This is a genomic window from Aeromicrobium sp. (genome assembly GCF_037719875.1).
GTDB lineage: Bacteria > Actinomycetota > Actinomycetes > Propionibacteriales > Nocardioidaceae > Aeromicrobium.
This window is the reverse complement of record NZ_JBBJMJ010000011.1, coordinates 80,058-92,976: the sequence shown is the minus strand read 5'-3', so window position 1 is coordinate 92,976 and position 12,919 is coordinate 80,058. Positions and strand designations below refer to the sequence as shown.

14 protein-coding genes are annotated in these 12,919 nt (G+C 66.5%); 5 read left to right on the top strand and 9 right to left on the bottom strand.

The annotated features are described in order from the left end of the window. Positions 1-30 precede the first annotated feature (30 nt). The 4 genes from WKF39_RS11615 (at position 31) to WKF39_RS11600 (ending at position 3,617) form a co-directional block, all read left to right on the top strand. On the top strand, positions 31-711 hold the full coding sequence (locus WKF39_RS11615) for a class I SAM-dependent methyltransferase (RefSeq protein WP_340388531.1): 681 nt from the start codon (positions 31-33) through the stop codon (positions 709-711). A 106-nt stretch (positions 712-817) separates the two neighbouring features. Continuing rightward, positions 818-1,618, top strand: a complete 801-nt coding sequence (locus WKF39_RS11610; RefSeq protein WP_340388529.1) for an FkbM family methyltransferase — start codon at positions 818-820, stop codon at positions 1,616-1,618. Between the two features lie 9 nt (positions 1,619-1,627). Continuing rightward, positions 1,628-2,839 carry a glycosyltransferase family 61 protein gene (locus WKF39_RS11605; RefSeq protein ID WP_340388527.1) on the top strand — a complete coding sequence of 404 codons (1,212 nt, stop codon included), beginning with the start codon at positions 1,628-1,630 and terminating at the stop codon, positions 2,837-2,839. Between the two features lie 34 nt (positions 2,840-2,873). After that, positions 2,874-3,617 (top strand): FkbM family methyltransferase, encoded by a 744-nt coding sequence (locus WKF39_RS11600; RefSeq protein WP_340388525.1) that lies wholly within the window; start codon positions 2,874-2,876, stop codon positions 3,615-3,617. A gap of 3 nt (positions 3,618-3,620) precedes the next feature. On the opposite strand, the gene WKF39_RS11595 is transcribed toward WKF39_RS11600, so the two are convergent. Beyond that, entirely contained in the window at positions 3,621-4,631 is a 1,011-nt protein-coding gene (locus WKF39_RS11595) for a class I SAM-dependent methyltransferase (protein WP_340388523.1), read from the bottom strand. Positions 4,632-4,686: 55 nt separating this feature from the next. Here WKF39_RS11595 and WKF39_RS11590 point away from each other — a divergent pair, with 55 nt between their 5' ends. After that, on the top strand, positions 4,687-5,982 hold the full coding sequence (locus WKF39_RS11590; RefSeq protein WP_340388520.1) for an oligosaccharide flippase family protein: 1,296 nt from the start codon (positions 4,687-4,689) through the stop codon (positions 5,980-5,982). A 44-nt stretch (positions 5,983-6,026) separates the two neighbouring features. Here WKF39_RS11590 and WKF39_RS11585 read toward each other — a convergent pair whose 3' ends face one another. From WKF39_RS11585 to WKF39_RS11550, 8 genes are all read right to left on the bottom strand, one after another. After that, positions 6,027-6,761 carry a 3-oxoacyl-ACP reductase family protein gene (locus tag WKF39_RS11585; protein ID WP_340388518.1) on the bottom strand — a complete coding sequence of 245 codons (735 nt, stop codon included), beginning with the start codon at positions 6,759-6,761 and terminating at the stop codon, positions 6,027-6,029. Continuing rightward, positions 6,751-8,115, bottom strand: coding sequence for a class I adenylate-forming enzyme family protein (locus tag WKF39_RS11580; RefSeq protein WP_340388516.1), 1,365 nt, complete (start codon positions 8,113-8,115; stop codon positions 6,751-6,753). Before WKF39_RS11580 ends, WKF39_RS11585 begins: the two co-directional genes overlap by 11 nt. Positions 8,116-8,122: 7 nt before the next feature. Continuing rightward, positions 8,123-8,374: a hypothetical protein gene (locus WKF39_RS11575; protein ID WP_340388514.1), complete on the bottom strand. Its 252-nt coding sequence runs from the start codon at positions 8,372-8,374 to the stop codon at positions 8,123-8,125. Between the two features lie 69 nt (positions 8,375-8,443). Then, positions 8,444-9,340 (bottom strand): methyltransferase domain-containing protein, encoded by an 897-nt coding sequence (locus WKF39_RS11570; RefSeq protein ID WP_340388512.1) that lies wholly within the window; start codon positions 9,338-9,340, stop codon positions 8,444-8,446. A gap of 49 nt (positions 9,341-9,389) precedes the next feature. After that, the gene (locus tag WKF39_RS11565; RefSeq protein WP_340388510.1) at positions 9,390-10,205 is read right to left on the bottom strand and encodes an SGNH/GDSL hydrolase family protein; all 816 of its coding nucleotides are present in this window, start codon (positions 10,203-10,205) and stop codon (positions 9,390-9,392) included. Between the two features lie 63 nt (positions 10,206-10,268). After that, positions 10,269-10,892, bottom strand: a complete 624-nt coding sequence (locus WKF39_RS11560) for a hypothetical protein (protein WP_340388508.1) — start codon at positions 10,890-10,892, stop codon at positions 10,269-10,271. Positions 10,893-10,902: 10 nt separating this feature from the next. After that, the gene (locus tag WKF39_RS11555; RefSeq protein WP_340388507.1) at positions 10,903-11,640 is read right to left on the bottom strand and encodes an FkbM family methyltransferase; all 738 of its coding nucleotides are present in this window, start codon (positions 11,638-11,640) and stop codon (positions 10,903-10,905) included. A gap of 37 nt (positions 11,641-11,677) precedes the next feature. Beyond that, the gene (locus WKF39_RS11550) at positions 11,678-12,817 is read right to left on the bottom strand and encodes a glycosyltransferase (RefSeq protein WP_340388505.1); all 1,140 of its coding nucleotides are present in this window, start codon (positions 12,815-12,817) and stop codon (positions 11,678-11,680) included. Positions 12,818-12,919 lie beyond the last annotated feature (102 nt).

The following is a 12,919-nucleotide window of genomic DNA, read 5'->3' as shown; positions in this document are numbered from 1 at the left end:
CCCCTCGTGCCGACCGGTAGCCTTCAGAAGATGAACGACTCCCCGCAAGATCGCACCGCCAAATGGCTGGTCGGGGACCGTCTGTCCTGTGTCCTGCACCTCGGTGACGGGTCGCTGGCCTACCAGCTCGCGGAGCAGGGGCACGAGGTCGTCGTGGCTGGCGACGACGTCACCGCCAGTCGTCACGAGGACATCCAGTACGTCCGTAGCCAGGGCGATCGCCTACCGTTCCTCGCCGATTCCTTCGACGTCGTCGTCGTGCCCGAGCTGCGCGAGGCCCCGATGGCGCTCGCCGAGTACGCCCGGGTCCTGCGGCCAAGCGGGCTGCTCTCGATGATCTCGCAGCGCTACGACGACTCGATCCCGTGGATGCGCAAGCTGCGCGAGATCACCGGCGATCGTACGACGCCTCCGACCCCCGTCGACACCTTCAGCGCATCTGGCCTGTTCCACGAGCCCGAGACCCATGAGTTCGGCACATGGGAAAAGCTCGATCTGCCAGGGCTCATGCGGTTCGCCGAAGCGACCCGGCATCCCTCGGTCGGCGAGTCGGCGCTTGCCCAGGTGCGCGACCTGTTCATGAGCTATGGCGCCCAGACCGGGTTCCTGCGGCTGCGCCACGAGACGTTCTGCGTACGTGCCGAGGTCGACAAGTCGAGCCTGGGAGTTCAGGTCGAGCCACCCGAGACGATGCTGCTCGACTTCCGCTGAACAACGGCCCGCAGGTGCCGTGCATACTGGACGGGCCGTTCACGCTGGCCCGCTTCCTCAGGCGCAGCCGCATGACCCGCCAGGCCAGTCGAAGAGAGGTAGCCGCATGAGAATGCGCAGGATCGTTCGAGCCGGACGCCGGATCCGACAGTCGTTCACGCATTTCGACAACGGGCCTGAGCTGCTGATGAGCACATTTCGTTCGACTGAGATGAAATTCCGCACCAAGACCGGCCTGACGATGTACGCACCCAACGTGGCCGGCGCCCGGTTCCCGATCTATGAAATCAATGCCGACGACGTCTACCGGCTCGGGGAGCTGCTCGACGGGCTTCCGGCCGACCTGACGGCAGTCGACATCGGCGCTCACATCGGCAGCTTCTCGAGCGCTGTGTGCGCGGCCGTTCCCGGCGCTACCGTCCACGCCTACGAAGCATCTCCGTCAACTGCCGACTGGCTCGAGCGCAACGTAGCCGCAAACGACCTGGGTGATCGGCTGATAGTCCACCGCAGCGCGGTATCCGACCACGAGGGTGCGCTGGAGATCATCGACAACGGCGAGGCCAGCGCCCACAACGGCCTGACGGCTCCGGACGGCTCCGGAGTCCTCGTCTCCGTCCCCTGCGTCACGTTCGCCGACATCCACGCCGCTACTGGCGGCCGCATCGACCTGCTGAAGAGCGACGCAGAAGGCGCCGAGTACGGCGTGATCCTGACCAGCAACCCGGATCACTGGGCCGGCGTGCAGCGGGTCGTCATGGAATATCACCCGGTCGAGGGCTACAGCTTCAGCGAGCTGGTCGACTTCTTCGACGTCCTGGGCCTCAAGCTCGTCCGCGACGAGCCGGCCGACCGCCCGGGTCTGGGCAATGCGTGGTTCGCCCGGGCCACCACCCGGGCCGCCTGAGCCCGCGACATGACCCGGCTACCTCCCGCGCTGCAACCGATGTGGCCTGCGGCAAAGCTCGTGCATCGCGGAGCCACCCGCGCAGTCGGACGAGTCACTCGCGGGACGGGGCTTGGCGGTGAGCGCGCGGTTCCCGGTGCAGTGTCGGCAACCTCTGCGGAGTCAGCGGCCAGAGAGCCGGGCCAGGTCCGGCTGCACGTGGGCGGACCTGCAGAGGCCCTACGGCGCGACATCCCGGTCGGGAGACCCGGAGGTCTGCGCTTCTGGGACGAGGTCCGCCATCTCGACACACCTCCGCGTTTCGTGCTCGAGGTCGAGCAGGGGCGACTCGTCGGTGACTACGCCGCCACCATCACCCCAGGCGGCGCGCTGGACCTGCAGACAAGTCCATATTTCGGCATCCGCGGCTGGCACGAGCATCCGATCTACCTTCGGCCGCGACTGCCGGAGTCGGCGCCGCTGGCCGGCGTCGTCCTGTCACTTGCCTCACCCGCCTCCGGGCGCAACTATTACCACTCGATCATGGACGCGCTGCCACGCTGGGGCGTGCTCCAGGAGGCGATGCCGGGGATCCGGCCCGATCGCATCGTGATCAGTCAGCAGAGCCGGTGGGACCGCGAGCTCGTGGCATTGCTGGGTCTCGGCGACATCGAGCTCGTCGAGCCCGCCAAGCACCTGTCGATCCGAGCCGAGCGCCTCCTGGTGCCGTGCCTCAACAACCAGAGCACCTTGGCCCCTCCGTGGATCACCGACTGGCTAAGGACGTCGCTCCCCGCCAAGGATGTCAGCAGCCGCCCCAAGCGTCTCTACGTCACACGGGGTGAGGCGCCCAACACGCGGAGGGTCATACGGGAGCCCGAGCTGATGCCCATCCTGGAGCGACTGGGCTTCACCAGGTTCGATCCCGGGTCGGTTTCCGTGCAGGAACAGATCGACCACTTCGCCGCGGCCGAGGTCGTCGTTGCGCCGCACGGAGCCGGGCTCGTCAACCTGAACTTCGCACCCGCTGGGGTGCGCGTGCTGGAGCTCTTCGCGCCCCGCTACCTCAATCCGGGCTATTGGGCGATCACCGACAATGTCCCAGACTCGACCTACCGCTACCTCGTGGCGGAACCGGTCGAACCGGACCGCCCCGAGCGCCGGATGAATCGCGTCCAGAATGACATCGACATCTCACCGAACGCCGTGGTTGATGCAGTCGAGGAGCTGCTCGCGCAGTGAGCCCGATCATCATCGAGCCAGAAGGAGTCACCACATGAGCGACCAGTCACTGACCAACCGAGCGCGGGAGACCGGCAAGCTCTGGTTGCGTCGTGCGCTCCAGCACGCCGACCTCGAGATCGGACGAGGCTCCTACGCCAGCCGCCTCAACCAGACCCTGCAGTCGTGCGGCCTCGACACCGTGCTGGACATCGGTGCCAATGTCGGCCAGTACGCCGTGCTGACCCGCAGCGCGGGCTTCGCCGGCCGCATCATCAGCTGCGAGCCGCTGAGCGGCGCCTTTGCCGAGCTGGATCGACGCGCCGCAGGCGATGCCCGCTGGACGGCGCTCAACTCGGCCGTCGGGGCCGAGATCGGCACTGCGACGATCAACGTCTCGGAGAACTCGTTCTCTTCCTCGATCCGAGACATGACCGCTGCCCACCTCGACACCGCCCCGCAGTCCCGATTCATCAGCACCGAAGAGGTGCCCGTGACGACGGTGCGCGAGCTCGTCACCGGATACGGCATCGCGCCGGAGCGCACGCTGCTGAAGATCGACACGCAGGGGTTCGAGGGCGAGGTGCTCCAGGGCGCCGGAGACCTGATCGGCCAGATGGGTGCCATTCAGCTCGAGCTGTCGTTCGTCGAGCTCTATGACGGACAACTTCTGTTCGACGACCTGATCGCGCGGATGTCTGCCGACGGCTATCGACTCCAACAACTGGAGCCAGGCATCTCCGACAAGAACGGTCGCATGCTGCAGGTCGACGGACTGTTCGTGCGCTCTGACTCCTGACCGTCAGTGGACCCGTCGCAGCCACAGCGACGACGGCGGGTTCGGGTCCTTCGCCAGCGGCGTGTAGTCGTCGAAGCGCACGTTGAGGCTGTCCTCGTCCTCGTGCCGGATCATCGGCACCGAGAGCAGCGTCTGGAAGGCGGTGTTGAAGGCGAGGAAGGTCTGCACGACCATGGCCTCATTCCAATAGACCGGCCACCTCTCCCCAAACAGCCACGTGTCGGCCGGGAATGGACCGTTGAAGGGGAAGTGCACGTCGTGGATGTGCACCAGGACGCCGGGCTTGACCCGCGGCAATGCCTCGAGGAACAAGAAGGCCACGTCGCTGTCGATCTTGAGCGCGTGCGAGGAGTCGATGAACAGCACATCGCCGGCCTCCAGGGCCTCAAAGCGCTCCAGAGCCACGTCCTGGACGAACCCTTCGATGAGCTCGAAGTCAGGCAGGCTCTTCAGTGCGTCGAAGGGATAGGGCTCAACACAGCTGATCTGAACGGGTGACCCTTCGTCGGCATTGCGGCGTGCCGCGAGGGACGCGTAGTAAGTGGACAGCCCCGAGCCGACCTCGAGATATCGAGCCGGCTTGTGCTCTCGGATCATGTAATAGAGCGTCCGGGCATCCATCTGCGGGTAGCCCGGGCCGAAGCCTTGCCGCGTGTTGGCGACATAATCGCCGGCGACCTCGGAGTATTCGGACTCCCACCGGTCAGCGAGCGCAGCAAGCGTCTTGGTCATCCCTGGAACATCGATCTCGACTCCGACGAGGGCGCTCGGCCTGTCCCATCGCTCCCGCGTCTGCTCGATCTCCGCGAGCACCGGCAGGGTCGAGTAGTAGTCCGCCTTCTTGACCACGTTGAAACCCAGAAGTCCGAACGACTTCTGTACGGCACGGATCCGGAGCCGGCGAGCTCGGAAAACCAAGCCGTCGAGCCACGAGACGATCCAGCTCGGCAGGACGCGAGCGGCGCGCTGCTTGGCGGACAACGGCGGTCGGGAGCTCGACGGGGGGCTAACCATGGAGATGATGATACGGAACGCGCTCAGCCCGACGCGCTGACAGTATGCTTTCGCTGTGTCCGAGGCGTACGAACCACCCCGAGCACCGAAGCAGATGCGTGATCGGTTCTCATTCCTGCTGATCGTCGGAGTAACCTTCGGGCTGCAGTTCCTGACTCTGATCACCGGCGTCATCATCGCCCGACTGCTCGGTGTCGAAGGACGAGGCATCATCGCCCTCGTGTTGGCGCTCGGGATGTTCGCCTCACAGCTGACGTTCGGGGCCTCTCTCCCCAACGCCCTCGCAAAGGCGCTCGCCGAGCGGCAGATCGCCGCGCGCGACGGATTCGGCCGGATCGCTCGACGCAGGGGTGTGCTCCTGGTTCTGCCCTGTCTGACGGCAGCGGCGTTCATGCTGTTCCTCCAACGATCGGGGGCCGGCCCGCAGAAGTACCTCTTGGCAGCAGCGGTCTTCGTGATGGCCTTGCAGACGATGCTCTTTCGCATCTTGGCCGGCGGGTTGCAGGGCGAGGGGCGACTCGTCCGTATGGCCTTGGCCGGATTGGCGCCGCAGCTCCTCTTCACGGTCGTACTCACCACCGCTGCCCTGCAAAGGTGGGACTGGCAGGCGCTGGACGTGCTGTTGGCGTACTTCGTGACCGGCACCCTCGGGCTCGCTTTCGCCTTCTCGTCGCTGCTCCGCCCGTCTCGTCGAGCCGAGGACCAGCTCGATGAGACCCCCCTGTGGGCGGAGTCCCGCAGGATGTATGTCAGCAGCGTGCGCCCCCTTGACGGCTTGGCGCTGGATCGCATCGCCGTCGGCGGCCTGCTCGGCACCGCACCTCTGGGTCTCTACACGGCCGCCCTGGCCGTCTCCAACCTCTGCAGCCTTGTGAGCAATGCGGTGGCGGTGATCGTGTTGCCCAGGGTGGCGATGCACGGTGCCGACCGGACGGCGCAGCGTGCCGTGATCCGACGCTGGGTCAGTCTCTCCGCAGGACTCATCGTGCTGTTGGTGGTGGTGCTTCAGATTCTGGTAGACCCGATCATCCGCACGGCCTTCGGAGAAGAGTTCGCAGGGGGCATCGAGTGCGCCCGCTGGCTGATCGTGGCTGACGGTCTGATGGCCCTGCGCAAGGTGCTCATCGCAGTGCTCCAGGGTGAGGGACGTGGCGGGACGGCCTCCTGGATCGAGCTGACGCTGTTGCCGATGATGATGGCCGGCATCGCCGTGGCAGCCGCGCAGGAGAGCCTGCCCGGCATCGGGATGAGCCTGGCTGCGGTCGGGGCCCTCAGCTGCCTCTCCCTCGGCTGGGTCGTGGGAAGGCGGGACGCCGTCCCTCGCGCCGGTCAAGGAATACCCGCACCCTGAGCGCGTGCCGCACGAGTTCGATCGACGACGCGTCGTCCCGCAATTCAGCTCGTGAGGCCACCATCGACCACGAGGACCTGTCCGGTCAGGTAGTCGTTGCGAGGGTCAGTGAGAAATTGGCACACGCGGGCTATGTCGTCGGGGTCGCCGAGGCGACCTGCCGGCGTACGCCGGACGATCTGGTCCATCTGGCCGGCATCGAGGCCGTGGCTCATCTCGGTCTTCAGGTAGCCCGGCGCAATGCCGTTGACGGTGATGCCGCGCGACCCCAGCTCGCGGGCGAGTGCCCTGGTGAGGCCGTCGAGCGCGGCCTTGGTCGCGCTGTAGACGCCGAGCCCCCGATAGCCGGAGCGGCCAACGATGGAAGAGATGTTGACGATGTTGCCCGAGCGGCGTGCCAGCATCCTGCGGCTGACGAGACGCGACATGTACAGCGTGCCCTTGATGTTGAGATCGACCACGATGTCGATGTCCTCGTCGGTTGCCATGCCCAGGATGCCATCGCGCGCGACCCCGGCGTTGTTGATCAGGACGTCGACGTGGTCCCACGTCTCGATGACGGCATCGACGAACGCCTTGCAGTCCTCGGGCCTCGACAGGTCGGCCGGCATGAACAGGAAGCGGTCAGGGTGCTCCTTGGCCCAGGCCTCGACCTCGGGAGTGGCAGAGCGCGCGCACGCAGCGACCTTGTCGCCGGAGTCGAGAAAGGAGCTGACGATGCCGGCCCCCAATCCACGGCTACCGCCGGTGACGATGACGACGCGGGGTTCAGTGCTCACCTGTGTGACTCCTGATGATCTTGTCGCCGACTGTCAGGAGACTGTCGACGAAACGGATGCTGCGAGGGCGGGCTGCGGGGGACAGATCCTCGCAGGCACGGCGGATGGCGGCGTCCACAGCTTGCCGGTCGGCGCCGACAGCCGCGACAACTTCGAGCGCCACGATGGACCCCGTCATCGCGTTGGGACGCCCGTAGACGCGGGCCAGGTCGACACCGTCGACGGCGCTGACCCGCTCCTCGATCGGCAACGGGTGGACCTTGACCCCGCCGACGTTGATGATTTCGGACGAGCGGCCCTTGAACAGGATGCGGTCGTCGGTGACCTCGACGAGGTCACCCGTCGCGCGCCAACCGTCAGCCTCGACTGGCGCCTCGTCGTGGTAGCCCAGCATCCCGGTTCGAGACCGGATCCACAGCTCACCGTCCACGATCTTCATCGCCACGTCCGCGTCGTCGCCGCGCTCGAGCACGCTGATCGACAGGCCCGCACGACCATCGCGCATCGAGCCGGTCGAGCCGAACTCCGAAGCAGCATAGACCTGCGATACCTGGGCCTGGGGGAACGTCCGCTGGATGTCGCCGAGCAATGGGCCGGGGATTGCCTCACCCCCCATCGTGATCTGACGCAGCGCCGGGACGGGACCTCCGTCAGATCGCATCTCGGCCAGCAGGAATCGCCAGTATGTCGGTGTCGCACTCGCATGGGTGACCTCGAAGGCGCGCATGGCGGCGAGTCCCTCGATCGGTCGGCGCGGCGCGGGTGCGACGAGTACCGCTCCGGCAGCGAAGACGTGCAGAAGGATCTGCAGGCCGGCGAACTGATGCAGTCCGTAGGCCAGGAGCCATCGCTCCCCCGCCCCCGACTTGATCCGGGGCGTGCCACGCAGGAGCCGGGACCAGTCGTGTCGGACCCCGCGGGGCGCTCCGGTCGTACCCGTCGTGAGCACCAGGTGCGGCGTGTCCGTCGCGACGACGATGTCATCTGATCCCTCAGCCTGGGCCGTCAGCTCGTGGGTTGCCAACGTGCGCTCGGCGAGCCCGGCCAGGTCGGCACGGTCGGTCACGAGCACCTCGTGACCCAGGCGGCCCAGCAGGTCGACCACCTCCCCGGCATCGGCCGGCGGGTACTGGCAGGCCTCGACTCCGGCGAGCGCTGCCCCCGCCAGGAGCGGGACGATCACCTCGGCCTCGTGGTCAACCACAGCGAACCGCGAGATCCGTTCTCGTCTCAGGAATGCGGCTACTCGACGCGACGCGGATACCAGGTCCGCATAGGACGTCGATCCGGCGTGGGTCAGGACCGCCACACGCTGCGGGTCCTGATCGGCAACCCGCTGGAGAAGCTCGAACAACTGGGACTCAGACCTCGGTCGGAACAGTGTCGTAGAACGCTTGGATCTCGGTGAGGGTCTGCGGCATGATGCCGGTCGAATAGGGGTCGATGCCGTGCGCGTCCTCGAGAGTCGCAGAAAGCTCGGCCGTCTCGAGCGAGTCCAGGCCGACCCCGTCAGCAGCCAGAGACATGCCGGCGTGGAAGTCGGCCGGATACTTCTTGACCCGCGTCAGGAACGCTACGACGGTCTGCTCGATCTCAGCGGGAGAGGTGTTCATGGGGCTACGTGCTCCTTAGAGGCTCCGGGCCGGTCGGCCGTTACTGGTCAACGAGGACAGATGGTGCGGTCAGCTGGGGCGGACGGCCGAGATGAGACCGTAGCCGAAGGTACCGTCGCGCCAGAACGCCTCGAGGATATCGCACGAGCGCACGAAGGCTTCGTGCCCTCCGATGCCGATCAGGCCCACCACCTCGTCGCGGTGGGTAGCGGCATTGGCACGCCACCGGTCGAACGTCGGGAGGGTCGCAGCCGTGAGGTCGTCGGTGCGCTCGACCGTCAGTCCCGCTGCGGTCGCGGTTCCCGCGTAATAGTCCAAGGACTCGAAGTGCGCATCGCCGAATGCCTCGCGCAACGTCGCGAAGTCGGCGATGCGCCCGCGCACCTCCGCGAACGGGATGTCCCGCCACTTGACCAGATCACACAGCACGAGTCTCCCGCCCGGACGGAGGACGCGTGCGCACTCGTTGATGAGTGCCTCACGATCACGCATGAGATGCGAGGACTCGAGTGCCCACACGACATCGAACTCCGCATCCGCGAAACCGTTGTCCATGCCGTCGCGCTGCTCGAAGGACACGCCGTCGATGCCGAGGGCCGTGGCTCGGGCCCGGGCAGCGTCGACTCCTACGCCGCTGGTCGTGATGCCCACGACCTCGACGCCCTCAGTCGTACGCAGCTCGCACGCTGGAGCCCCGGACCCGCAGCCGACGTCGAGCACACGGACGCGGGCCGGCGACCTGGCGGCCGCGAGCTCGGCGAATCCGGCCGCCTGCACCATCCGCGCTGTCAGCGCGCCAGTGGCGACCTCCAACAACTCGTCGCCGCTGTCGAACACTCCGTAGTGCAGCTCATCGCCCAACAGAAGCTGCCAGGCGGCCGTGACCCGGTCGTAGTGCGATGCCGGGTCGTACTCGGAGGTGGCCTCGACCGCCGGCTCCCCTGAGCCTGTCGATGATGCGCTCATGTGCCTTTTCCTCCTGGTCGGGTGACTCTCGCCGCCTCCGTCATCGACTTCACAGTGATCCCTCCGCGCCGAGGTGGGGCTGGGAGTCGGCCCACGCCTCGATCTCGAGCGCGAGCGCCGTCCCGATGTGCCGGTGCATCTCGGGGGAGTAGTGGAAACCGTCGGGCGCGGCGATCTCCGGGTCGCCACCGGCGTGCTCGTCGACGAGATCGCTGACGCGGAAGTAGCGCACATTGTCCTTGCCGACCCGATCGACCATCGACTCGAGCGCCGTGTTCATGACCGCGATGCGAGCGGTCATCCCCGGGAACCACGCCTGGTACCGGCTGGCTGGCGGCAGTAGCTCGAAGACATAGACCAGCGGGCTGCCGACCTTTTGGACCTGCGTGATGTAACGCTCGAGATCAGCCGCGACATGCTGGGGTCGGCGGCGGCGCAGCGTCGGGTCGAGCGTCGAGTCGATCCTGGCCTGCAGCCTGGCCAGGGCCTTCCACACCCGCCGAAGGACCAACGAGCGGTAGATCCCGCTCAGGGTTCGCGGCTTCGCTCGCAGGGTGTTGGCGTGCCTCTCCAACCAGCGCGGCAGGAACAGGTGGATCGTCTCGTAATGGCCGTAGACCAGCACGATGACGTCGGGTGAGAAACCGAGCACCTCGCGCTGCCAGGAGCTGAGGATCATCGACGTCCGCTCCGACGTCATCGTGACCGTGTGAACGTCACACGGTCTTCCGTCCGCAAGGAGCTTGGCCTCCATGGCACGCGGGAACGTGAAGTCGCTCCTCGGGCCACCCATCCACGACACCCAGTTGACCGTCGAGGCACCCTTGACCAGGACTCGTACCGGGAGGGACAGGGGCGTGTTCATGGGGTGACTCCTGGTATCAGCAGACGGAAAGATGCTCTAAGTGGGCAAGGTCGTGCGGCGAAATCAGCTCGCCTCACCGGCATCGACCGGGCGCCCATCGGCAGGCCTGGCAATCTCACGCGTGCCGACCTGACGCGCTGGTGTGCCCATCACGACGGCGCCGTCGGCGACATCGGACAGCACCACGGTGTTCGCTCCGACCATCGCGCTCCGACCGATTCGAACACCCCCCACCAGCACCGAGTTGGCTCCGAGCACGGCTCCGTCGCAGATCGTCGCGAACGACTGCTCCTGTCCGGGGATGGCCTCATAGTGACGGGCGGCGGCCGTCACCCCGCCGGCGAAGGTCACATCGTCGCCGATGACCAGCCCGAATCCGATCGTGACACCCACCGGGTGGGCCATCATGAAACCGGTGCCGACCACCATGCCCGCTCCGAAGTCGGCCCCGACCAGGACGTTCGCGGGGGTCCTCAGGGCGTGCGCGAGGGTCACCTTGCCTGAGCGGTGCAGGCACTGTTGGGCACGCAGGATCACCGACGCCAACAGGCCTGGAATCGACGGAATCCTCAGGAGGACGTGGAGCCAGCTCTGCTTGCCGCCCGGCCGATAACGGGCATAGTCGGAGAAGACCAATTGGCTGAAGCTGAGCTGGTCCGAGGAGCTGGGGACAGGCGCCTGTGACATCGCCCGAACACTACCCCACGGCCCGTTGGCCGGCAGGCACTCTCATGAAGACGCCATCGATCTGCAGGATCTCGCCGGAAGGCGCTGCGTATCCCTGCTCGACGCCCACCATCTGAAAGCCATGGGCGTAAGCCCAGCCGATCGCTTCGTCGATGAGCATCCCACCGCCGTACAGCGGCACGAGTGACAGCTCGAGCTGCAGGCCCACGCAGGCCGCAACCGTCTCACTGCCACCGGCGAGCACCTCACGCTCGAACCCCTGCGTATCGATCTTGAGGAACGGCCGGTGATACTTCGGCAGCAGCTCTCGCGTCTCATCGTCCAGCGTGGACACGGTCACGGTCTCCGTGCCGATGTAGGTCACCGACGGCGCCGCGTCGATGTGAGTCGCAAGCATCGGAAGAATGGAGCTGCTGGTGCTGTTCGAGGCAATATTCATCGTGACCTCGCCTGGGTCCGAACCAAGTGCCAGGTGCCGGGCTGTCCACGTCGGATCGCCGGAGATCGTCTCGCCCAGTCGGGCGAAGGCCGCGGCCTGGGGCTCGAAGGACACGATGGGTCCGGCGTATCCGAAGGCGCGTAGCGACGTGCCGTACCCGCCGTCCGCAGCACCGACATCGAGCACGAGGTCGACTCCGTGGCGCATCAACATCGACTGCCTACGGGTTGACGAGTGTCGCCGGATCTCGAACCCGCGACGCCCGAGGCGGGCGGCAACCGCGTGGGTCAGCCATCGGCGAGCCGTCACCGGCCCGACCCCTTCAGCTGCGGCTGGACCTTTGACCTCATCGCGGCACCCCTGTGGTTGCAGACTCGTCGTCTTGAACAGCCTGGCCGGAACGCCGGCCCCAGCGCCGACGTCTCACGACCGGGTCCGCTCCGTCCAGGCCCAGGACCGCCGCCCCGAAGGTGTCGGCCGTCGGAAGCTCCATCGTGCGGGGTCGCCTTCCTTCTGAGGAGTTCAGGACCCTGTGCAGGCCCTTGGCCAAGGAGGCGACTTCGCTCTCGGTGGCCGCGCCGCGGTGCAGAGTCTCGAGCTCACGGGCGCGAGACCCCGAACCGGCCGTCACCACTGGCACGTCGGCAACCATGGCCTTGCCCATGATTCCACTGGGCCCTTCCAGACGCATGAGCAGGAGAACGACGTCCGATGCGGCCAGCATGCGGTCGAGATCGGCGTTTGAGAGAAATCGATCAACGACCAGGACGCGCTGACGGTGGGCCGGCTCCAAAGCATCCAGCCACGATCGGGCGTCGGCGTCGAAGGGCCCTGCCAGCAGCAGATCAGCATCGTCGTCGGCTGCCAGAACAGCGTCGAGGGCGAGCGGGGGATACTTTCGGACGTTGATGCCGCCGAAGATGCCGACCAGCTTTCGGTCGTGCGGAAGGGACAGCTCGGTTCGAAGGCGGCTCCGGTCTGTCGAGCGTGCGCTGCAGATGGCCGGATCCCGAACGTTCCGCACGGGCCAACCCGGTGACGTGACATCACGTCCGGCGAACCCTGAGCATCGATCGACCGTACGAGTGAGGCGCGCCAGAAGGACCAGGACGATCTTCGCGGACCGGATCTTGAGGTAGTAGAGATCTTTGAGACCCGCCCATGCCAGCGAGCTCGACCACCTCGTCAGGAAGAACGAGACTTTCGGACGGCGGTCCAGCCCCTTGAAGGCCCCGATGGCCGCAATCCACCAGGTCTTGAGGGCGTTGTCGGCATCCATGAAGACGATGTGCTTGACGTCGCCAACCCTTCGGCACGTGTCGGCGACAGCGGCGACCAAATCCTTGGTGGGCTGATCGATGCTGCTCAGGCGTTCCTCAACGGTCAATGACAGATCTGCCAGGTAGACGTTGAACTCGTCACGTCCCCTCGCGTCGGTCGTGGTCAACAGAACGACATCGCCGAGGCGGAGGGCGACGCGCGCCACGTTGGCAACCGCCTGAAAGTGATGGCCTGCAGGATTCGGTTCGACGATCAACGTCGTCACCGATGGGATCCATCCCGATCAGCGGAGGAGGCCCAGCGACAC